At 65.1% G+C, this 21,535-nt stretch carries 22 protein-coding genes; 11 read left to right on the top strand and 11 right to left on the bottom strand.

What is annotated here, in order from left to right:
* Positions 1 to 15: 15 nt before the first annotated feature.
* From FAZ95_RS20530 to FAZ95_RS20520, 3 genes are all read left to right on the top strand, one after another.
* A complete protein-coding gene (locus tag FAZ95_RS20530; RefSeq protein WP_137334111.1) occupies positions 16 to 885 on the top strand; it encodes an ABC transporter permease in 870 nt (289 codons plus the stop codon).
* The gene (locus FAZ95_RS20525) at positions 882 to 1,685 is read left to right on the top strand and encodes an ABC transporter permease (RefSeq protein ID WP_137334110.1); all 804 of its coding nucleotides are present in this window, start codon (positions 882 to 884) and stop codon (positions 1,683 to 1,685) included. Before FAZ95_RS20530 ends, FAZ95_RS20525 begins: the two co-directional genes overlap by 4 nt.
* 131 nt (positions 1,686 to 1,816) lie before the next feature.
* Positions 1,817 to 2,089 (top strand): type II toxin-antitoxin system Phd/YefM family antitoxin, encoded by a 273-nt coding sequence (locus FAZ95_RS20520; protein WP_137334109.1) that lies wholly within the window; start codon positions 1,817 to 1,819, stop codon positions 2,087 to 2,089.
* Between the two features lie 77 nt (positions 2,090 to 2,166).
* On the opposite strand, the gene FAZ95_RS20515 is transcribed toward FAZ95_RS20520, so the two are convergent.
* Positions 2,167 to 3,174, bottom strand: a complete 1,008-nt coding sequence (locus FAZ95_RS20515; protein ID WP_137334647.1) for an ABC transporter substrate-binding protein — start codon at positions 3,172 to 3,174, stop codon at positions 2,167 to 2,169.
* Between the two features lie 336 nt (positions 3,175 to 3,510).
* Positions 3,511 to 4,440, bottom strand: a complete 930-nt coding sequence (locus FAZ95_RS20510) for an AraC family transcriptional regulator (RefSeq protein WP_254699757.1) — start codon at positions 4,438 to 4,440, stop codon at positions 3,511 to 3,513.
* A 166-nt stretch (positions 4,441 to 4,606) separates the two neighbouring features.
* Here FAZ95_RS20510 and FAZ95_RS20505 point away from each other — a divergent pair, with 166 nt between their 5' ends.
* From FAZ95_RS20505 to FAZ95_RS39760, 4 genes are all read left to right on the top strand, one after another.
* Complete coding sequence (locus tag FAZ95_RS20505) at positions 4,607 to 5,521, top strand: DMT family transporter (protein ID WP_137334108.1); 915 nt, start codon at positions 4,607 to 4,609, stop codon at positions 5,519 to 5,521.
* Positions 5,522 to 5,718: 197 nt separating this feature from the next.
* Entirely contained in the window at positions 5,719 to 6,744 is a 1,026-nt protein-coding gene (locus FAZ95_RS20500; protein ID WP_137334107.1) for a class I fructose-bisphosphate aldolase, read from the top strand.
* Positions 6,745 to 6,979: 235 nt separating this feature from the next.
* Entirely contained in the window at positions 6,980 to 8,572 is a 1,593-nt protein-coding gene (locus tag FAZ95_RS20495) for a methyl-accepting chemotaxis protein (RefSeq protein ID WP_137334106.1), read from the top strand.
* Entirely contained in the window at positions 8,569 to 8,724 is a 156-nt protein-coding gene (locus tag FAZ95_RS39760; RefSeq protein WP_217497413.1) for a hypothetical protein, read from the top strand. Before FAZ95_RS20495 ends, FAZ95_RS39760 begins: the two co-directional genes overlap by 4 nt.
* Here FAZ95_RS39760 and FAZ95_RS20490 read toward each other — a convergent pair.
* The gene (locus FAZ95_RS20490; RefSeq protein WP_137334105.1) at positions 8,696 to 10,351 is read right to left on the bottom strand and encodes an NRAMP family divalent metal transporter; all 1,656 of its coding nucleotides are present in this window, start codon (positions 10,349 to 10,351) and stop codon (positions 8,696 to 8,698) included. The genes FAZ95_RS39760 and FAZ95_RS20490 overlap by 29 nt on opposite strands.
* A 92-nt stretch (positions 10,352 to 10,443) precedes the next feature.
* On the bottom strand, positions 10,444 to 10,593 hold the full coding sequence (locus FAZ95_RS39400) for a hypothetical protein (RefSeq protein ID WP_175425654.1): 150 nt from the start codon (positions 10,591 to 10,593) through the stop codon (positions 10,444 to 10,446).
* 291 nt (positions 10,594 to 10,884) lie between these two features.
* On the opposite strand from FAZ95_RS39400, the gene FAZ95_RS20485 reads away from it, so the two are divergent.
* Positions 10,885 to 11,229 (top strand): hypothetical protein, encoded by a 345-nt coding sequence (locus FAZ95_RS20485; protein WP_137334104.1) that lies wholly within the window; start codon positions 10,885 to 10,887, stop codon positions 11,227 to 11,229.
* Positions 11,230 to 11,351: 122 nt separating this feature from the next.
* Here FAZ95_RS20485 and FAZ95_RS20480 read toward each other — a convergent pair whose 3' ends face one another.
* From FAZ95_RS20480 to FAZ95_RS20470, 3 genes are all read right to left on the bottom strand, one after another.
* The gene (locus FAZ95_RS20480) at positions 11,352 to 11,627 is read right to left on the bottom strand and encodes a hypothetical protein (RefSeq protein WP_137334103.1); all 276 of its coding nucleotides are present in this window, start codon (positions 11,625 to 11,627) and stop codon (positions 11,352 to 11,354) included.
* A gap of 98 nt (positions 11,628 to 11,725) precedes the next feature.
* Complete coding sequence (locus FAZ95_RS20475) at positions 11,726 to 13,522, bottom strand: IlvD/Edd family dehydratase (RefSeq protein ID WP_137334102.1); 1,797 nt, start codon at positions 13,520 to 13,522, stop codon at positions 11,726 to 11,728.
* Positions 13,523 to 13,630: 108 nt separating this feature from the next.
* On the bottom strand, positions 13,631 to 14,422 hold the full coding sequence (locus FAZ95_RS20470) for a Mut7-C RNAse domain-containing protein (RefSeq protein WP_137334645.1): 792 nt from the start codon (positions 14,420 to 14,422) through the stop codon (positions 13,631 to 13,633).
* 157 nt (positions 14,423 to 14,579) lie between these two features.
* On the opposite strand from FAZ95_RS20470, the gene FAZ95_RS20465 reads away from it, so the two are divergent.
* A complete protein-coding gene (locus FAZ95_RS20465; RefSeq protein WP_137334101.1) occupies positions 14,580 to 15,449 on the top strand; it encodes an NAD(P)-dependent oxidoreductase in 870 nt (289 codons plus the stop codon).
* Positions 15,450 to 15,592: 143 nt separating this feature from the next.
* The gene (locus FAZ95_RS20460) at positions 15,593 to 16,228 is read left to right on the top strand and encodes a LysE family translocator (protein ID WP_137334100.1); all 636 of its coding nucleotides are present in this window, start codon (positions 15,593 to 15,595) and stop codon (positions 16,226 to 16,228) included.
* Positions 16,229 to 16,303: 75 nt separating this feature from the next.
* On the opposite strand, the gene FAZ95_RS20455 is transcribed toward FAZ95_RS20460, so the two are convergent.
* Entirely contained in the window at positions 16,304 to 17,566 is a 1,263-nt protein-coding gene (locus FAZ95_RS20455; RefSeq protein WP_137334099.1) for a DUF3443 domain-containing protein, read from the bottom strand.
* A 10-nt stretch (positions 17,567 to 17,576) separates the two neighbouring features.
* Entirely contained in the window at positions 17,577 to 17,999 is a 423-nt protein-coding gene (locus FAZ95_RS20450; RefSeq protein WP_175425705.1) for a DUF2844 domain-containing protein, read from the bottom strand.
* Positions 18,000 to 18,611: 612 nt separating this feature from the next.
* Between FAZ95_RS20450 and FAZ95_RS20445 the strand changes: the two genes are divergently transcribed.
* The gene (locus FAZ95_RS20445; protein ID WP_137334097.1) at positions 18,612 to 18,986 is read left to right on the top strand and encodes a response regulator; all 375 of its coding nucleotides are present in this window, start codon (positions 18,612 to 18,614) and stop codon (positions 18,984 to 18,986) included.
* A gap of 233 nt (positions 18,987 to 19,219) precedes the next feature.
* Here FAZ95_RS20445 and FAZ95_RS20440 read toward each other — a convergent pair whose 3' ends face one another.
* Together FAZ95_RS20440 and FAZ95_RS20435 are read right to left on the bottom strand one after the other, a co-directional pair.
* Positions 19,220 to 20,047, bottom strand: coding sequence for an OmpW/AlkL family protein (locus FAZ95_RS20440; RefSeq protein ID WP_137334096.1), 828 nt, complete (start codon positions 20,045 to 20,047; stop codon positions 19,220 to 19,222).
* A gap of 169 nt (positions 20,048 to 20,216) precedes the next feature.
* The gene (locus tag FAZ95_RS20435; protein ID WP_137334095.1) at positions 20,217 to 21,473 is read right to left on the bottom strand and encodes a DUF2957 domain-containing protein; all 1,257 of its coding nucleotides are present in this window, start codon (positions 21,471 to 21,473) and stop codon (positions 20,217 to 20,219) included.
* Between the last annotated feature and the right edge of the window lie 62 nt (positions 21,474 to 21,535).

The following is a 21,535-nucleotide window of genomic DNA, read 5'->3' as shown; positions in this document are numbered from 1 at the left end:
CACGGATGGGCTTCGATGCACACCCGTGCGCACGACCCCGCCGTCGAGCATCAGCGGCGCGAGGATCGCAAGATGCTGTTCTTGATGACGCCCGCGCTCGCGGTGATCGTCATCCTCCTGATCGTGCCGCTCGCGTGGCTGTCGTGGCAATCGATCTATCACGACGGCAGCTTCACGCTCGCGAACTTTCAGCGCATTTTCACCGGCACCTACCTCGATACGTTCCTGCTGACGTTCAAGCTCAGCTTCATCGTGACGGGGCTCACGCTTCTGCTCGGCTATCCCGTCGCGTACTTCGCAGCGTCGCAGTCGCCGCGCGTCAGCTCGCTGATCCTCGGCATGGTGGTGCTGCCGTTCTGGACGAGCGTCCTGGTGCGCACTTACGCGTGGCTCGTGCTCTTGCAGCGCACCGGCCTCGTCAACAAGGCGCTGATGTCGATGGGCATCATCGATACGCCGCTGCAGCTCGCGTACAACCAGCTCGGCACCGTGATTGCGATGGTGCACATCCTGCTGCCGTTCATGGTGCTGCCGCTTTACTCGGCGATGCAGAAGATCCCGTCGAACCTCGTGCAAGCGGGCGCGAGCCTCGGCGGCTCGCCGTTGCACGTGTTCCTCCGCGTGTTCCTGCCGCTTTCGATGAGCGGCGTGCTCGCCGGCGTCACGCTCGTGTTCGTGCTGTGCCTCGGCTTTTACATCACGCCGGAGCTGATGGGCGGCGGCAAGTCGATCATGGTGTCGATGGTGGTGAGCCGCAACGTCGAGATCTACAACAGTTGGGGCGCGGCAAGCGCGGTGAGCCTCGTGCTGCTCGTCTGCGTGTTCGCGATCTTCTTCCTCGCGAGCCGCGTGGTGCCGCTCGAAAAGACCCTGGGGGCGAAATGAAACCGATCTCCTACGGACGAATCGCGCTAGGCGCGGCGGTCGCCGCGATCCTCGTCTTCTTGATGCTGCCGGTGCTGATCGTCGTGCCGATCTCGTTTTCCGACACGCGCTTCATGACGTTCCCGCCGCCCGCGTATTCGCTGCGCTGGTACGACTCGTTCTTCGGCAACCCCGAGTGGATCGAGGCGGCGAAGACGTCGTTCACGGCGTCGGCGTTCGCCGTGCTCTTCGCGACGCCGCTCGGCGTGGCCGCGGCCTACGCGATCCAGAACGGCAAGCATCGTTTCATGCGCTACGCCCGCACGCTGCTGATGCTGCCGCTGATGGTGCCCATCATCATCGTTGCGGTCGGCGTGTTCTTCGTCTATTCGAAGACGGGCTACGTGAATACGCTCTCGGGCCTGATCGTCGCCGATACGATGCTCGGCCTGCCGTACGTGCTGATCTCGGTCAGCGCGGATCTGCGCACGTTCGATCCGACGCAGGAGATGGTCGCGCGCAGCCTCGGCATGAATCGCTTGCGCAGCTTCATGACCGTGACGCTGCCGCAGATCAAGTCGAGCGTGATTGCGGGCGCGGTGTTCGTGTTCATTCAGGCGCTCGATGAAACGGTGGTCGCGCTGTTCATCTCCGGCGGCGACAACCAGACGCTCACGCGGCGCATGTTCGTCACGCTGCGCGACGAAATCGACCCGACGATCGCGGCGGTCAGCACGATGCTCACGGCGCTGACGCTGTGCCTGATCATGGTCGTGGCGGTGAGCCGGAAGTCGAAGGCGGGGGTGGTGGTCAGGGCTTGAGCGATCGATTCGGTCTCGCGGTGGCGAGTCGGGAGATCGACTTTGGCGTTGGTTTTGTCCTGCTACGCATATGGATGCGGTCTGAATTTTGGCTATATTTGGTTCTCTGCATTCAGCCAGCGGGAGCCAGCATGAAGCCCAGCCACGTCAAACCGATCAGCTACCTCAAAAGTCACGCGGCCGAAATCGTCGAAACGATTTCCGAGAGCGGCGAGCCGATGCTGACTACTCAAAACGGGGAAGCCAAGGTGGTCGTGCAGCATGCCCACTCATACGAAGACATGCAGCAAATCATTGCATTGTTGAAGATCCTTGCCATGGGGCAGAGGGACATCCAAGCTGGCCACTACCGCGATATCGATGAGTTTCTGGCCGAATTGGATGCGGAGGACAAACCGCAATGAAGCCCTGCTCGCAAGACGGCTGCTGAGCAGGTAGCCGCCGGCCTGATCTTCCCATCCGGAGGCCGCCGTCGCCACCGTTACTGCTGCATGAACTTCAACCACCGCGCCTTCGCATCGATCCCCGCCGGCGACGCCCACCATTCCTCCTGCATCAGCACCTGTTTCGCGGCGTTCTGCGGCGAGCTCGGAAGCTCGGCGGCGCGCTGCGCCGAGATCTTGCCGGTCTTGAACGCGGCCGGGTTGCCGGGACCGTAATCGATGTAGAGCGGCAGATTCGCCTGCAAATCGGGCGACACCGCCGCGTTGATGAATTGCACGGCGGTATTCAGGTTCGGCGCGTTCTTGAGCACGCAAAGCTGCGTGTTCTGCAGAATCCCGTCGTTGTACGTAAAGCCGATATCGGGGTTGTCCTTCATCACGGCGCTCGCGCGTCCGTTCCAGATCATCTCCATGTCGACTTCGCCGTCGTGCAGCAGTTGCGCCGCCTGGCCGCCCGAGGTCCACCACACCGCGATGTTCGGCTTGATCTGCGCGAGCTTCTTGAACGCGCGGTCGACGTCGAGCGGATAAATCTTGTCGCGCGGCACGCCGTCGGCGAGCAGCGCGGCTTCGAGCACCGTTTGCGGGTCGTTGCGCAGCGCGCGCTGGCCCGGGAAATCCTTCACGTTCCAGAAGTCGGCCCAACTGCTCGGCGTCTTCTTCAGCGTCTTCTTGTTGTAGGCGATCACCGTCGAATAGAACTCGTAGGCGACCGAATACGGCGTGCGGTATTGCGCGGGCATCGCCGCGGCGTTCGGGATCTTCGAGAAGTCGAGCGTTTCGAGCAGGCCGTCGTGGCCGCCGCGCAGACAGTTCGATTGCGGCGTGTCGACGACGTCCCAGATCGGCTTGCCGGTCGCGCCTTGCGCCTTGATGGCGGGCCACGCGTCCGGAATGCTGTCCTGGTTGATCGTGATGCCGAGTTGTTTCGCGGCGGGATCGAGGATGGCCTTCGTCTGCGCTTCCTGATACGCGCCGCCTTGCGACACGAAGGTGATCTTGCCGCCTGCCGCGTGCGCCGCATTCGCGCAGGCGAAGCCAAGCATCAAGGACAGGGCGATGGGGCGAATGGTGTGCTTCACGGCGGCGGTCCTGATGGTCGAGTTGACGAAAAAGGTCCAAAGCGCCCGGCATGAACGGCGGCGAGCCATCCGCTGCACAAAATGTAATGGCCGGTAGGCGACGGATCGAATCCGCTCGACCTGGCAAAACATGCCGCAAAGCGTGACTCGACGCGCGGCAGTGCAGCAACAGAACGCGCAGTAGCGGGCTTGAAAAAAATATACGAGGCCATTTTATGAATGGCAACGCTCGAATTGTTGGAGCGGCCATAACGTGGCGTCATGGCGCGCGGCGGTGGGAAGTCCTGCAGAGGGAGAGACTTAGAACGGCGACGGCGTCATCGCACGCCGGAACGCAAGCGGACTCGCACCGACGGCCGCGCGGAAGCGGTGGCTGAAGTGACTGCCGTTGGCGTAGCCGCAAAGCGCCGCGACTTGTTCGAGCGGCATCGCGGTGGTTTGGAGCAGCACGCGCGCGCGATCGATGCGCTGCTGCGCGATCCACGCATGCGGCGGCGCGCCGAACGACGCTCGGAACATGCGCGCGAGATGGAATTCCGACAGGCACGCGACGTTGGAGAGTTCGCCGAGCGTCAGCGGCTCGGTCAGGTTGGCGTCGATGTAATCGCGCAGGCGGCGCCGCGTCGACGCCGACAATCCGCCCTTGAGCCGCGCATTGTCGCGCCGCGTCGACTGGCCGCGCAGCAAGAGCGAGAGCACTTCGTGCGCGATCTCGTTGGCGCGCAGCCGCTCATCGGCGCCGTCCCACGGCAGCATCGCCAGCGACTGGCACAGCTCGGCGATGCGCGGGTCCTCGAAATAGGTGCGATCGGCGAGCGTCAGTTCGCGCGGCTCGCGATCGAGCTCGACCACCGCGCGGCGCGTGAAATGCTCGGGCATGAAGTACAGATGCATGAAATGCATGTGCCCGCGCACCCACCAGCGTGATTCGTGATCGCCGGGCAGCGCGCAGAGGCGGCGCGGCGCGCCGAAACCGGGGATCTTCTGGCGCTCGGTCCGGTAGCCGCCGTCCAGGTAGCACGACAGCGTGTGATGGCCGGGATGGTCGTAGGCGGTCTCGGCGACGTCGATGTCGCGCGTCCAGACGGCGGCCGCGAGCTGGTCGCCGAGCCACGTAAAGCGTTCGAGCTTGGCGTTGGCGTCGGCAAGCGTGCGGCACACCGACTGCACGCCGAGCGATTGGCCGGCGCGCTCGTCGAGCGTGGCTAAAGCGGGTGGACAGACCGTCACGGGTGTCGATGGGGCGAAGGGAACGATGCTCCGAGTATAGAGGCGGCCGCCCGATCGCGCCCGAGCCGCGGTTATCCCGCCCCCATAAAAGCGCAAGGATGGACAAGGGTGGGGGCCGCGGCAGCCGCATAGTCGGGCTATCTATCGTCTCGTTTTATACCCGCTCATGAACCTGCTGCTCTACATCGTGACCGTGCTGATCTGGGGGACCACCTGGATCGCGATCAAATGGCAACTCGGCGTCGTCGCGCCGCCCGTGTCGATCGCGCTGCGCTTCGGGTGTGCGGCGATCGTCCTGTTCGCGCTCCTGCGCATCATGCGCCGGCCGATCGTGCCGCCGCGCGCGGCCTGGCCGCTGCTCGCGGCGCAGGCTCTCGCGCTCTTCTGTGTCAACTTCCTGTGCTTCTACTACGCCGAGCGGATCGTGCCGAGCGGCCTCGTCGCCGTCGTCTTCTCGACCGCGCCGCTGCTCAACTCGATCAACGGCCGGATCTTCATGGGACGTCCGCTGCGCGCGAGCGCGATCGTCGGCGCGCTCTTGGGCCTCGCGGGCATCGGGTGTCTCTTCGCGCAACAAATGGCCGGCCATGCCGGCGACACCGAGATGTGGCTCGGCCTTGTCATCGCGTTCCTGGGGACGATGTCGTTCTCGGCCGGCAACCTGTTGTCGAGCCGCATGCAGTCGATGGGCCTGCATCCGATCGTCACGAATAGCTGGGCCATGCTGATCGGCGCGGCGGTGCTCACCGTCGGCAGCCTGCTGGCCGGGCTGCCGTTCAAGCCGGAACTCACCGTGCGCTACCTCGGCGCGCTGGCCTACCTCGCGGTGCCCGGCTCGGTCATCGGCTTTACGGCGTATCTGATGCTGGTCGGGCGGATCGGGCCGGAACGGGCCGCTTACTGCACGGTGCTGTTCCCGATCGTCGCGCTGGCCGTGTCGACGGTGTTCGAGGGCTATCGATGGTCCGCGCTCGCGGTGCTGGGGTTGATGCTCGTGGTCGCCGGCAATCTGGTCGCCTTCGACCTGACGCGCCGCCTCGTTGCGTGGCGGGGAAGCGAGCGGCGGGCGTTCGGACGATAGCGGCGCGGGCCACCGCCTTGGGTTGCGCACGATCGCGTAGCCGGACATCCGGCTTGGTTCTTGCTGACTGGATTGCGAGACCTGGGCCGCATTTGGCTCGATCCAATGCTGGCACCCGGTCTATTTGCCGCGCAGACTAGCGCGTATCCACGCCGACAACGGGCGCCGCTCAAGCCACTTCCACGGAGGGCCACACCATGAGCATTCGGGACGAACTCCAAAGCACGATCGACACGCTGGTCCAGCCGGGCAAAGGACTGCTGGCGGCCGACGAGAGCGGCGGCACTATCGCCAAGCGCTTCAAGACGATAGGCGTCGAATCGACCGAGGAGAACCGCCGGGCGTGGCGCAGTCTGCTGCTCTCGACCGCGGGCCTCGGCGAGTTCGTGAGCGGGGTCATCCTGTACGAAGAGACGCTCGGCCAGTGCGCCGACGACGGCACGCCGCTGCCGGAGCTGGCGGCGCGCCACGGCATCGTGCCGGGCATCAAGGTGGACGCGGGCAAGATCGCGCTCGCCCATGCGCCGGGCGACGAAGTGACCGAGGGACTCGACGGCCTGGCGAAGCGTCTCGACGGCTACAAGAAGCAGGGCGCGCGATTCGCGAAATGGCGCGCGGTGTACAACGTGTCGGATATGTTGCCGAGCCGCCTCGCGATCGAAACCAATGCGGCGTCGCTCGCGCGCTATGCGGCGATCTGCCAGGAGGCCGGCATCGTGCCGATCGTCGAGCCGGAGGTGCTGATGGACGGCGGCCACTCGATCGAGCGTTGCGCGGAGGTGACCGAAGCCGTGCTTCACGAAGTGTTCGACGCGCTCCATCGCCATGCGGTGACGCTCGAGCACATGCTGCTCAAGCCGAGCATGGTCGTCGCGGGCAAGGAGCACGCGCGGCAGGCGCCGGCCGCCGAGATCGCGGCGCAGACCGTGTGCGTGCTCGGTCGCACGGTGCCGGCCGCTGTGGCGGGCATCTTTTTCCTGTCGGGCGGGCAAACGCCGGAGGAGGCCACCGCCAATCTCGATGCGATCAATCGCACGGGCCGGCGCCCGTGGCCGCTGAGCTTTTCCTACGGACGCGCACTGCAGGAGCCGCCGCTCAAAGCCTGGAAGGGGCAGGCCGCGAACCTCGGCGCGGCGCAGCAGGCGCTCATCAAGCGTGCGCGGCTGAACGGCGCGGCCAGCATCGGCCGCTACGACGCCGCACAGGAAGCGCTCGCGGCGTGACGGCGTTCGCGTGGCGAGCGCGCTGTCACGATGCGTAACGTGATGGAAACGATCCCATAGCGCGGCCTTGGCGATAACCGTCCTCGAGCGATAAAGACTCCGTTGCCCGTGCCGTTAACGACCTGAATGATGCCGACGGCATCGCCTGCGGTCGAACGAACGGGATGGAGTCATTGTGAAAATCGGGCAGCGCCTTGCCATTAGTTTCGCAGTTCTTATTTGTCTGATTTTTGCCATGTGCGTCGTGGCGATCGTCTCGATGTCGAAGATGGCCGACGGCACGACGCACCTCGTCGAGCACGACTGGGCCGCCGGCGTCCAGGTGACGCGCGCGCTCGACAACGAGCGCGGCAGCATCGCGCGGGTCTTCCAGATCGCCTCCGATCCGTCCGCCGACCGCATGCGCGAAGCGCGCGACCGTCTGCACGACAATCAATCCGAGTACGACGACGCGCTGCAAAAGCTCGGCGCGATGCTCACGGAGGCGGACGGCCAGGCCGTGCTGGCGAAGGCGCGCGCCTCCGAAGCGCTCTACAACGATGCGTGCACGCAGACGATCGCGCTCGTCGACGCCGGTAAGCGCGACGAAGCCGTCCAGCTCGCGTACGGCGACACCTACGTCAAGCTGCACCGGTTCGCCGACGATTTGCGTGCGCTCTCCAACTACCAAGCCCATGCGGCCTCGCTCGCGGTCGACGCCAGCGCGCGTGTCTCCACGATCTCGCGCACGGTGATGATCGCGGCGGCCTTGCTCGCCGTGCTGGCCGGGTCGGTGTTGGCCTGGGCCGTCACGCGGCGCATCACGCGGCCGCTCGCTACGGCCGTATTCGCGGCGAACCAGGTCGCCGCCGGCGACTTCACGGTCGAGCTGAGGCCCGAAGGCAAGGACGAAATCGCGGACCTGCTCCATGCGCTCAACGAGATGGCGAGCAAGCTGTCCGGCGTGTTGCGCGGTGTCGGCGAAGTGGCGGCGGCGGTGACGTCGGCGGCGCACGAGATCGCGGCCGGCAACATCGATTTGTCGCAGCGCACGGAACAGCAAGCTGCGTCGCTCGAGGAAACCGCTGCCAGCATGGAGGAATTGACGAGCACGGTGCAGCACAACGCCGGCAACGCGCGCCACGCGAACGAAATGTCGGCGCGCGTGACGCAGGACGTCGGCGCGGGCGCGAATGCGGTCGATGAAATCGTGGCGACGATGCAAGGCATCGCCGAGAGCTCGAAGAACGTCGAAGGGATCATCACGGTGATCGAAAGCATCGCGTTCCAGACCAATATCCTCGCGCTGAACGCAGCCGTCGAGGCGGCGCGCGCGGGCGAGCAGGGGCGCGGCTTTGCAGTCGTGGCGGGCGAGGTCCGCACGCTCGCGCAACGCTCGGCGAGCGCGGCGCGCGAGATTCGCGACTTGATATCGGATTCCGTCGCGCGCGTCGCCGCGGGCTCGACGCTCGTGCACCGCACCGGTGAGACGATGACCGGCATTCGCGGCGACGTCGAGCGCGTCAGCGGACTCATCGCCGAGATCGCGGGCGCATCGGAAGAGCAGGGGCGCGGCATCGGACAAGTCAGCATCGCGGTGACGCAGATGGACGAAGTGACGCAGCAGAATGCCGCGCTGGTCGAGGAGGCCGCGGCGGCCGCACAGTCGCTGTCGGAGCAGGCGGCGCGGCTGCAGCAGACCTTGACCGGTTTCAAGCTGCGCAATCGTTCGGACTTCGCGCGCGCGGGAGGATCGACAGCCACGCGCAAATGGACTGCGACCCATGCCGGTGCCGCGCGGGCGGAACCGGACGACTGGGCGATCGCGGCGGACGCTGCGGTGAATTGATCGACCTGCCGCAGATCGGCGAGCGCAGCAAACAAAAAGGCCAGAGCGTTTCCGCTCTGGCCTTTTTGTTTTCAGACCGCAGCGCGGCGGCTCAATGGCACCGCCGCAGCCTGTGGCTCGACTTCAATGCAACGCCATCTCCACGACCTTGACGATCACCAGACCCACCGCGATCACCAGATAAGCACGCAGCACGCCCATCCACACACGCTTGGACAGCGTGAGATTCGGCTTCGGCAAATCCTCGAGCGGCGGCATGCGCCACGTGTCGCGGACCTTCTTCAAAGCCGCCTTGCTCGGCGCCGGCGCTTCCTGTTCCACCGGGCCGCGCGTCCTGCGCACGATTTCGGTCGCAACGTAGCCCACGACTGCGAGCAGCGTGCCGCCGACGAGGATCTCGACGATCGCCTTTCCGCTGATATCCGGATAGACGGTGGCGGCGGTCAGGATGATCGACAGCACAACCAGAGTCCAGATGATGGCGCCCGTGAACAGGTTCAGCTTCTTGCCGTTCACCCACGGACCGAGCACGGCGCGGTCGTTGCACAGGAGCAGCAGGAACACGGTGGCGCTCGGCAGGAGCACGCCGGCGAGCGTCTGCACGGCTTCGGTCAGGAGGCCGAGCGGGCTGCCCGGCATCAGCACGAGCGCCGCGGCGAGCCCGATGATGCCGAAGTACACGAGGTAGAAGCCCTTCGCGTCGAGCACGCTGCGATGCAGCGAGTGGCGGATCTTGAACACGTCGCCGATGGCGTAGGCCGTCGCGAGCGAGACCGCGGCGGCGCCGATGATCGAAGCGTCGAGCAGCGCGACGGCGAAGATCGTCGCCGAGGTCGGGCCGACATACTTGTGCAGCCCGGCGATCACGCCGCCTGCGTCGGTGAAGTTGCCGAACTCGGGCTTGCCGCCGAAGAGCGCCGCGCAGAACGCCATCATCGCGACAGCGCCGATGATCACGAACGCAATGCCGATCCACAGGTCAGCTTTTTCGTACTTCATGAAGCGCGGCGTGATGCGCTTGTCGATCACATAGCTTTGCTGGAAGAACAGCTGCCACGGCGCCACGGTCGTGCCGACGATGCCGATCACGAGCAGCATCACGTCGGAGAGCTTCGAGTTCGCGGGCCAGTTCGGGATGAAGAAATCGCGCGAGATCTGGCTGACGGGCGGATGGATCGAGACGAGCACCGGAACCAGCAGCAGGCTCAACAGGCACAGCACGATCGCAAAGCGTTCGAAGCGCCTGAAGTTGCCGGTACTCACGGCCGCCATCGTCAGCACGGCGGCGATGCAGACGCCGAGAATCTTCGACACGCCGAGATAGTCGAGCGCGAAGGTGATGCCGATGAATTCGGTGACGATCGTGAGCGCGTTGAGCAGGAACAGATCGATGACGCTGAATGCGCCCCAGAACTTGCCGAAGCGTTCGAAGATCAGGCGCGCATGGCCGACGCCCGTCACGGCGCCAAGGCGGAGCACCATTTCCTGGTTCACGTACAGCACCGGGATCAGGAGCGCGAGCGTCCAGAGCAGCGTCGTGCCGTAGTTTTGGCCGGCTTGCGTATAGGTGCCGAACGCGCCGGCATCGTTGTCGCCGACCATCACGATGAGGCCCGGGCCGAGAATCGCGAGCAGCGTGCGCAGGCGCGCCCACCAGTTGGTGCGCGGCGCGGTGTCGTGGTGTGCGATCGTGCCGAACGCACCACGAATATCGCCCACGTGGGCGTCGTCGAGCACGGCGCTGCGTGTCGTCGACGAGACGTTTGCAGGTGTGGACATTTTTAGTTTTCCTATGGATAAAGCGAATGCGGTCGTGGCGCAGCCTGCCGGACGACGTGGTTCGAGCGGCGGGCTGCGCTATTTCTGTGTCGTCAGCGAGCGAGCTTCTTGAGCGCGGTCCAGAACGCCGCGGCCACGCGGGTCGAGACGTTCGGGCGCGGCTCGAGCATCAGCATCTCGTTGTAGTGGTGGCGAGCTTCGTCGACGTGCGGGAGCTGCGATACGAGAAGAGCGAAGTGCATGGTGAATCCTCCAAAATTATTGAAACCTGGGGCCCGAGGGTGGCCACTCCAGTTTCAGCTCACACGGATCTGGGCGATCGGACGTGTGGGGAGGAACGAATGCGGGCCTTCCGTCAGGCAAAGCAAAAAAGTGAGCGCGTCATGGCGCGGGTACGGCAAGAGTGACTGGGCTCAGGGTCGGGCATTTCGGTTTCCTTTTGTCTTTCGCGTTGTCGCGTCGCGAAGCACGGATGTGTTGAACCGCACGCCGCTTCGAGTGCCGGGCTGCGGGAGCGCGGCGATCGAAAAGGCATGAACGAACAGCGCCGCGAGCCTGATGGCTCGATGCGCCAAACCATCGAAGCGGATGTGCGAACGCGCACACGTCGCGAAGACGGCGTATCGATCGAAGAGGTGCGAAGGAAGTACTGCGGAAGCTACTGCGATGCGCACCGTCTGCCTGCTGGCATGACGGCGGCTAAAGAGGAATCAGCGCGGGGCGTCGTGCCTGTCAGGCAGAAAAACTGTTCGAAGATCGACTACTGCAGCTGTCCAAGGCATATGCCCCATTTGTGGAAACATTTGAATTTTAGTGATTCGCTATCAGTCGAGTCAACGCATATCTCAGAAAAATTTTCTTACGTTTCAATTACATAGTGCATATGCCCCGAATTCTTCTGCACACCTCTGTATCGGATCGGCGGGATTCCGAACCCGAACAACAACGGCCAGCGCATCGGCAACGAAGCGGTTGCCGATGCGCTGACCGTCGTGGCGTTTTAACTCGCTGCGAGACCTTTGCGCAGCAGTTCGTCGAGCAGGCCGTTCATCCCTTCCGGATGGCTGGCCGCGCGTTCTTTTAGCGTCGCCACGAGCTCGCCGTCGAGCTTGCACGCGAACGGCACGAGCCCTTTCGCCTGATCGAGCTTGCGCTGCTCGCGACGGTCGAGCACTTCCGGCGTGCCTGCGCCGAAGCGCTCGGAGCGCGTCTGCTTCATCGAGTGGGTCAGTTTGAGCGCCTTGTTTTTTTCAAGGTCGGTTTTCTTCATTGCCATGCGAAAGTGTCCTGCGGTTGGGTAGGGTGCGGCCCAGTGATTGGCCTATTGGGTGGGCCCGTATTGTACGCACAGCACGGGCTCGCCGATTCCATGGGTCAATGATTGTGCCGTGACTCGCCGCGCGTCTCGATGACGTTCAGATACAGCGTCGCGTGCTCGAGGCAAGCGCCGGTCGCGTGCTGGCCGACCATGCTGCGATAGATCTCCTCCCACGGCGTCTTGTGCTGCAGGAGCGGCGCCTTCCACGCGGCGCGGCGCGCGGCGAGTTCGTCCGCCGAAATCATCACGTCGACTTTGCGCGCTTGCAGATCGATACGGATCTTGTCGCCGGTCTTGAGCAGCGCGAGATTGCCGCCGACCGCCGCTTCAGGCGACACATTCAGAATCGACGGGCTCGCCGACGTCCCGCTTTGCCGTCCGTCGCCGATGGTCGGCAGCGTATCGATGCCTTCCTTGATGAGCGCGGCGGGCGGCTGCATGTTGACGACCTCGGCGCCGCCCGGATACCCGACCGGGCCGCTATTGCGGATCACGAGCACCGATTGGGCGTCGACGCCGAGCTCGGGATCTTCAATGCGCTCGTGATAATCCTCGGGCCCTTCGAACACGACGGCGCGTCCTTCGAACACATCGGGATGCTCAGGATCGGAGAGGAAGCGCTTGCGGAACGCCGAATCGATCACGCTGATCTTCATGACGGCGCTGTCGAACAGGTTGCCCGACATCACGACATAGCCCGCGGCTTCCTTGAGCGGTTCTGCGTAGCGGCGAATCACTTCGCGATCCGGCTCGGCGACGTTCGCGAGGTCTTCGGCCAGCGTGCGTCCCGTGACCGTGCGCACGCTGCCGTCCAGCTTGCCGGCATCGAGCAGCTCTTTCATGACCGCCGGCACGCCGCCCGCGCGATGGAACGCCTCGCCGAGAAAACGCCCGGCCGGCTGGCAATCGACCAGGAGCGGCACGTCCGGCCCGAGCCGCTGCCAGTCGTCGAGCGTGTGCTCGACGCCCATGTGCCGCGCAATCGCGATCATGTGAATCGGACAATTCGACGACCCGCCGAGCGCGGCCGCCGCGACCACGGCGTTCTCGAACGCGCCCTGGGTCATGATGTCCGACGGGCGCAGGTTCTCGTGGATCATGCCGACGATGCGTTTGCCGGTGGCGTAGGCCATCTGTCCGCGCTCGCGATACGGGGCGGGAATCGCGGCGCAGCCGGGCAGCGACATGCCGAGCGCCTCAGCCAGCGAATTCATCGACAGCGCCGTGCCCATCGTATTGCAGTGCCCCGCCGACGGCGCCGACGACGCCACCATGTTCATGAATTCCTCGTAATCGATCTCGCCCGCCGCGAGCCGCTTGCGCGCATGCCAGATGACCGTGCCCGAGCCCGCGAGCTTGCCGTGCCACCAGCCGTCGAGCATCGGCCCGCCCGAGAGCACGATCGCCGGGATGTTGACGGTGGCGGCGGCCATCAGGCACGCGGGCGTGGTCTTGTCGCAGCCGGTGGTCAGGACCACGCCGTCGATCGGATAACCGTGCAGGATCTCGACGAGCCCGAGGTAGGCGAGATTGCGGTCGAGCGCGGCGGTGGGGCGCTTGCCGGTCTCCTGAATCGGATGGACCGGGAATTCGAGCGGGATGCCGCCCGCGTCGCGGATGCCGTCGCGCACGCGCCCGGCGAGCTCCAGGTGATGACGATTGCACGGCGCCAGGTCCGACCCGGTCTGCGCGATGCCGACGATCGGCTTGCCCGACTGCAGCTCTTCGCGCGTGATGCCGTAGTTCATGTAGCGCTCGAGATAGAGCGCGGTCATGCCGGGGTTGGACGGATCGTCGAACCAGCGGCGGCTGCGCAGGCGGTGCGGCTGGTCCGAATCGGGGCGATGGCGCATGGCGGGTGTCTCCGGGGCTTGGTTTGAAGTTTGATGGCGGGGTCGGTGGTGTAAAGGGGGCGGCGATGCGTTGGCGGCGGCGCGCGCGTCACGCGGCCGCCCGAGCCATCATTGTGCGCCTCCCGCGGCGGGCGGCGCGGCATGCACGGCGTGCACGCCGTCCACGACGGCGTCCATCAGCGCGCGCATGCGCCTCCAGTGCGAGCCTTCCCAGAAGACCCGCCGGCAGACGTCGCAGGTGACGAACTGAGTATGACGTTCGAGCACGCCCTGGGGCGCGCGGTCAGCCACTTCTTCTTTCTCGATCCGCCGCAGCGGTGCATTGCAAGTCAGGCACAGCCGGAACGGCCGCGCGCTGCCCGCGAGATCGAGCCGCCCGAAAATCTCGCGCAACTGGGCCTCGGGTTTCAGCGCGCGCACGTAGCAGCCGTGGGTGATCGTGCGGCGCTTGAGCAGCTCGCGGTCGCGGGTGAGCACGATCCGTTGTTCCGCGGCGGCGAGCGCTTCGATCGCGGCGTCCGCGTAGTGATTGTCGTAGAGCGTGTCGAAACCCGCGAGCCGCAGCAATTGCGCGAGGCCGCCGAGATGCGCGTCGGCGACGAAGCGGATCATGCGCAGCGGCTCGGCGCGCACGCGCAGCAGCGGGCGGATGTCGAGCGCCTCGAATTTGGGGTAGACCGCGACGCGGTCGCCGTCCTCGAGAATCCGCTCGAAGCCGACCGATTCCCCGTTCACGAGGATCAATTCGACTTCCGTATGGGGCACGCCGAGCGCTTCGATCATATGTTTGGCCGTCGCGGCGGGCGGGCACACGCAACTGAACGACCGCCTGCGCAGCGGCCGGGCGATGAAGTCGTTCAGCTCTTCATAGAAGCGGAAAGTCGCGGTGACGGGAGCCATCGGATCAGTATGGCACCAAGGCGAGCGGCTCGCCGGGCCGGCAGGCAGTCTCTTCATCATGCGAATCGGCGCTTGGCGAGTGAATCCGGCCGCCAGCAAGCTTCACGCGCTTGTGCTCTACTCGCTAGTTCTTTGCGGAGAAACGAAGGAGCAATCCATGGATATCGGTTTTATCGGTCTGGGCAGCATGGGCAGCGCGATGGTGGCGAATCTCCTGAAGGCGGGGCATCGCGTCAGGGTATGGAACCGCACGGCCGAGCGCGCGCGCTCGCTCGAGGCGCTCGGCGCGCAAGTGGTCGAAACGCCCGCCCATGCGTTCGCGGGCGATGCGGTGCTCTCGATGCTCGCCGACGACGCGGCCGCGCGCGCGGTGTTCGATGCCGCGCTGCTCGAACATGCGCCGCGCGGCCTGATTCACGTGAACCTGGCGACGGTTTCGGTCGCTTTCGCCGAGGAACTCGCGCACGAGCACGCGGCGCGCGGGCTCAACTATGTGGCCGCGCCGGTGATGGGACGTCCCGACGTGGCCGCCGCGGCGAAGCTCACGATCATGGCGGCGGGCCCCGCCGAAGCGATCGACCGCGTGCAGCCGATATTCGATGCGATCGGGCAGAAGACGTGGCGCCTCGGTTCCTTGCCGCAGCATGCGAACGTCGTGAAGCTCGCGGCGAACTTCACGCTGGCCTCGGCGGTGGAGACGCTCGGCGAAGCGTCGGCGCTGCTCGGCGGCTATGGCGTCGCGATGTCGGATTTTCTTGACGTGATCACGAGCAGCGCGTTTCCCGGGCCCGTGTACCAGGGCTACGGCAAGCTGATCGCCGAGGGGCGCTACGAGCCGGCGATGTTCAAGGCGCGTCTGGGCTTGAAGGACGTGCGGCTCGCGCTCGCCGCCGGCGATGCCGCGTCCACGCCGCTGCCGATCGCGAGCGTCGTGCGCGACAGCCTGCTCGACGCGATCGCGCACGGCGACGGCGACAAGGACTTCGCGGTGCTCGGACAAGTGGCGGCGCGCCGCGCCGCGCGCTAAACGGGGCCGAGCCGGCGGCCGATGCGGGCGACCGGCGTGGGCGGGCTACGCGCCCGCGCGCCGCGGCCGCCCGGAATAATTCGACGCTTGCAGGCATAATCACCCGTTCAGCCCATTCCGACTCACCAGCCCGCGCCATCGCCATGAATCTGCATACCTGGTGGCTTTACGTCGCCACCGTTTTCGTCGTTTCCGCCATTCCCGGCCCCAACATGCTGCTCGTGATGACGCACGGCGCGCAGCACGGCCTGCGCCGCGCGAGCGCGACGATGGCGGGGTGCCTGTCGGCGCTGGTGCTGATGCTGTCAGTGTCGGCGGCGGGGCTCGGCGTGTTTCTCGAAGCATGGCCGGCGATGTTCAACGCGCTGCGGCTGATCGGCGCCGCCTACCTCGTGTATCTCGGCGTGAAGGCGTGGCGCGCGAAGGTCGACGAAGCGCCTGACGCAAACAGCGTCGAAGCCGCCGCAAAGCCCGTCCGTTCGCCCGCGGCGCTCTATCGCAACGGCTTCCTGGTCGCGAGCAGCAACCCGAAGGCGATCCTGTTCGCGGCGGCCCTGTTGCCGCAGTTCATCAACGAGGCCGCGCCGAAGCTCCCGCAATTCGGCATTCTCGTCGCGACGTTCGCGGTGATCGAGGTGAGCTGGTACCTGGTCTACGCAGGCTTTGGCCTGCGCATCGGCGCGACGCTCAAGAGCCGCAGCGTCGCGAAGGCGTTCAATCGCCTGACGGGCGGCGTGTTCGTCGGATTCGGCGCGATGATGGCGCTCGTGCGGCACTGACGAATCGCCATCGCGCGAAAAAAGGGAGCGTCGCCGGCGCTCCCTTTTTTATATCCGCGGTGTGGCGCGCCCGGGTCAGTACGCGAAGTAGGGGCCGGTGCCGCCCGGCGTAGATTGCTGCTCGATCGCCGCGTAAATATTGCGGCCATAGAAGAACGGCAGCCCCCAGTCGAATACCGACGAAGTGACGAACGCTGGACCGGCCAACAGCGGCAGCACCGCATCGCCGCCGCGGGTCGCGGCGATTGCAGTGGCGTTGCCGACGGTGAACGTCACCGAGCTCGTCACGCCGTTGACACCCTCATTGACCGCACTGAACTGCTCGTTCGACGCCGGACAGTAGTACCCGTTGTTCGGACTCGCGCACGCGGACATCTGGCTGGTAGCGAAAAAGATCCCCGTCGAGCCACTGTCGATCAGGCTTTTCGTATAGGTCGTGCCGTTCTGCACAGTCGTGAAGTTGCCCGTCGACGCGTCGGCCGCGAGCACTTGCGCCGAGCCCAGTCCGTTGTTGCTTTGCGTGCCGATGCCGAAGATCAGCTGACCGGTGAGCGACACTTCGCCAGTCGCCGGGGATGCCGGAAGGCTGACGATCGCGCCGTTGTTGTCGGTTGCGAAGTAGGGGATCGGATTGGCGACCTGCAGCGGCTCCGCGACCGCAAGCGAGGTGCAGCCCGACGCGGGACACGTGTAATACGTCCCCGCGACGGCCTGCCCTGCACAAGCGGCGCCGCAATCGTGCTTGAAGACGCCGATGCCGAGGATGCCGTTTGCCGCCAGCGCGCCAGGCGTGTTGCGCGACGTGCCGGTGTTCGAGCAACTGGAGGGCACGGTCGCGTAGTTCGGATCGATCACTTGGATCGGGAGCGACGCCGCGGTTTCGCCCGCGATCTTCACGTCGGCCGTGCGGATCGAGCCCCAGGTATAGCCGTCGAAGAACTGCATGCATTCGGCGAGCGCGTTGCCGTTCGCGTCGGATTCCTGCGGCAATGCGACCGACGCCGGCAATTGCGACGCGAACACCCGCAAGCCCCATGACCCGGTATCGACGAGCACGTGATCGATCGTCCGACAATTTCCGCTCCCCGGCGCGCAGACGGTGACGCTCACGAACGGCATATTCGGCACATTCGAAATGCCGCTGTCGACGCTGATCGTCGCCGCATTGGCGACTACCGCGGGCGCGGCCGAAGTGTTGGTTGTGCCGCTCGAACTCGAGTTGGTCGCCGAGGACGCCGCGGATGAGGAGCCTCCTCCGCCGCCGCCGCAGGCGGAAAGCATCGTGGCGGCAAGGGCGGTCGCGAGCGCGAGCCGATAGAGCGAAGAGAAAGCACGCATATGCGCTCCGTCACTGAACGACGCTGGCGTTGACGCCAGCGGGCAATGCCGCGGGCAGATACGCATGCCCGGCAAACGCACGCAAGTGCCCGCCTGAGTACACGACCAGATCATCCGCCGACACCGCGAGCGGATTGCCGCGCCCCGTCGAGCTCGCGGCGACATAGCGGTCGAACGCGGCGCCGAGCGTGGTCTTCAAATCGGGCAGTGTCGGACCGTCCCAAGCCACGCCGAACACGATGCCGTTTGGCGCGACGTATTCGCGCACCACGGTGCCGGAGGGCAGCGTAATCGTATGAACTGAATAGGCCGCTTGCGCGACGCTCGCGTGACTGACGGCTTGCATCGACGCTTCGTCGTTCGCAATGGAACTGGCGGATTGCCCAAGAGACCCGTAGGCGAGCGGCGCATAGACGAGCGCTGCCCCGAGCATTGCGCGAGCAACGCTCGTATCGAAAATCGGTTTCACGAGACTTCCTTTGCGGTGAAAGCCGCTTGCGAGCCTGGGTGACGCGCAAGCGAAGAACGGCAACACATCCTTCGCATACGGCTTTCATTGCGGCTGCCGCTACGGAACGGACACTGTCGAACTGCTTGGTTGCGTCTACGGAAAAGCGGCGCGGAACTTTAACGATCGGCCGGTGCTAAGTGCGTGGAATGCGCAATCGTTTGCGATTGAATTTGAACGGTATGAGGAATGCGGACTGTTCGAGACCGGACACTCGGCCGCCGACTGGATGAGGGTTTGACGCTTTTTTGTGGGCCCGCACCCGTTTGAATCGAACTGCCGTTCAAAAAGGGTTCGACGCGGTCGCAAAAAAAAGTTGGCGACGTGATAGAAAACGATTTTCTTTTAACCGAGTGCTGAAAAGCGCTTGCGTAAATCAGCGTTTCAGACAACAGTTTGGAGTGCGATTCAGAAGGATTGATGTGATGTTTGCGGCCCGATCGGGGGAATACGCAACAGATTGTTGCGAGAAAGTGAAATCTATTCGGCGTGAAACCGATCAAACGAGGAAATGCAGCCGACACATCGGGAGGCACCGTGCATAAGAGCATATTGATCGCCGGCCGCGACGACGATGCGTTAGCCGGCCTTGCGAATCTGCTCGATGAGATGGGCTACGACTTGACGCTCGCGCACACCGCGGCCGATGCGCTCAGCATCGCCGAGCGCCAATGGCCGGATGTCGCGATTCTCGACATCGGCGGCCCAGAGCTCGACGGCCTGGCAACCGCGCGCCGATTGCGGGACATGGCGGGGGAGCGTTCCCTGCTGTTGATCGCGCTCACTGGCTGGGGGCAGCCGCAATATCGAGAGATGGCGCTCGCTGCCGGTATCGACGTGCATCTCATCAAGCCGTTGGCAGAGGATCAATTGAGCTTCATCTTGTCGATGGCGTGCGAGCGGGCGGATTGACTTCGGGTGTCGCGCAAGCGCAACGCCCCAGAACAGCGGAATACGAAGATGTTGCACTGCATCACAGGGTTTGCTATAGTAGGAACTGTCTCCTCCATGTCTCCTCTGATATGGATTCAGCCCGCCAACCTAGGCGGGCTTTTTTTTTGTCGACCCAAGTTAGCGCTTTAGCGCTTACTTGGGTCCCATGCAAAGCTCATCCCCTTTTCTCCCCATATCTCCGGCAACTCCCGTCAAAACTTGTACGACACGGCGACGAACGTGATGATCGGGTCCGCCTTCAATTCCGCCTGCGACTCGGAGAGCTCCGTGCCGTCGGCGGCCTTGATGATCACCGACGAAGTGGTCTTCAGCGGGATGTAGGTCACATTCGCGGTCATGCCCCAGTGTTTCGTGAAGAAATACGACGCGCCCACGTTGAACACCGGCGCCCATGACGACGACGCTTTCGCCGATACGGTCGTCGTCCCTGGCTTGCCCGCGCCTGCGGCAAGCACCGCGCCGAGATTGCTCTGCGTCGACTGGATGAAGGCGGGGTTCAGCTGGATATTGGTGAAGAAGTTATACGAGACGCCGATCCCGACATACGGCCGGAATTTCGCCGTGGCCTTCCCGAAGTAGTACTGCAAGAGCACCGCCGGGCTCCATTGCCGCACGCTGTTGATGATCGGATTCGCCGACGGATCGCCCAGGTTCTGGATGCCGAGCGCGCCGGCCGGTCCCGGCGGCTTGATCGTGCCGTGCCCGTAGACCTTGAACGTCGGCGGCACGCCGGCGACGGTCGTCAGCGCGATGTTGTCGGTGAAGAAGTGGCTCGTGACGAGCCCTGCCGTATCGGCATTGTTGGTCGACAGCCCCGTGCCGGCCGAGGTGAACGAATTCGGCAGCCGCAGCGGCGTGTTGATCGGCGTCGGCGCGACGTTCGTCGTGAGCGCCGTGCTCGATTGCTGGGGCGCCACGTGAAACCAGCCGAGCGTGACCACGTTGTCGCCTGCCTGCTGCGCATGCGCGGCGAGCGAGACCCAGGCCGCGACGAGCGCGGCGCCTATTTTTTTGATCATGTTCCCCCCTCCTCAGGCGGGCGTGCGGATCTCGCGCCGGGCTCGATGCCCGCGCGCGCCGCTTCTTATTGGGCCGCTTTGTGGACGTCTAAGCGACGTCGCACAAAGGGCCTGCCTCATTGCTGGTTAACCGGCGGATACCGGCGCATACCGGCGAACGCGCCGCGAACTACTGCACGAATGCGCCGATCGTGAAATACGGCGACGACGGCGTCGATTCGTCGAGAAAGCCGAATATGCCTCCCGTGAAAATGAACTTGCCGGTCGCCGCGCTGCCCGTCGACGCGCCCACGTGCGACGACCTCACCACGCCCGGCACGCTCTGCGTGTAGTCGAGGTTGAGCGCGGTCGCGAGCGATGCCTGCGAGGCGTTGAACGGATCGAGCAGCGTGGCCTGGGTGCCTTCGAGCGCGGTCGTCCGGTAGTCGAACTGGCTGTCGACGCCGATGTACTCGCCGTCCTGCGAGTCTTGGCCGATCGTCGTTTGCGGTGCGAGGATCGAGATGCCGGATTCGTCGTCGGCGACGGGCCCGGTCAGGCCGTTTTGCGGATTCGTCGCGAGCGACGAGTTCGCGACGCCGGTGCGGATCAGGATCGGCACCAGTTGGCCGCGCAATTGACCGACGATCATGAAGCCTTTCGCGACCCGCGTCGGCGCGAGCGTCGGCTTCGCCTGGCCTTGGAAGTGGTCGGTTTCGAACGCGCCGCTGCCGTCCGCCGACTGCACGAGGTTGGTCCCGGGCTGCTGGCAGGTGCCGGCGTTGATGCCGGTGTTGTCGCACTCGATCCAGGTGCCGTCGGCGTTGATCGTGATCTTCGAATCGACCGCCACGGGCAGGAAGTTCTGCGACGGAACCTGGTGATAGCCGACCTGGTTATAGGTGCCCGCGACGCTCGCGAGGTTCGTCTGCAGCGACGAAAAGCCGATGAACGGGTAGTAGGGGAAGGTCGTGTCGGGCACCGCGCCGTCGCCGCCGATGCCGTTGAACTGGATCTCCTTGCCCGGAATCGTGCCGCCCGCGACGCCTTCGCCGATGAAGACGCGCGCCGGCCGGTTCGGGTCGAGACTCGCGCCGTTCAGCCGGTACGCGCAATTGTTGAGCTTTTGCGTCGGCAGCCCGGTTTCCTGGGTCAGCGTGCCGCTTTGCGTCGTGCCGGCGCGCGTCGGGGCGACGGTGCCGGTGGTTTGCGGAATCGGCGATTCGATATAGGTGATCTGCCAAGTCAGCTTGGTCGTGTCGAGCTGCAGCTTGACCAGTTCGCCGTCGCCGCCGCCGCCCGTGTAGACGGTGCTGTAATCGAGCGACGACGGGCACAGGCTCGCGGCCACGGGCGCCGGATCACCGCCGCCGCTGCCGCCGCCACCGCCGCACGCGGCAAGCAAGGGCGCGGCAACGGCCAGCGCCGAATAGATTTTCCAACTCATGCTGCCCCTCCATGATGTTTGTCGTTATCGGGCGGCCTGGCTCCCTGTCGGCCGCCTCTTGA

Source organism: Trinickia violacea (assembly GCF_005280735.1).
Taxonomy (GTDB): Bacteria; Pseudomonadota; Gammaproteobacteria; order Burkholderiales; family Burkholderiaceae; genus Trinickia_A; species Trinickia_A violacea.
This window is presented reverse-complemented; position numbering and strand designations above follow the sequence as displayed.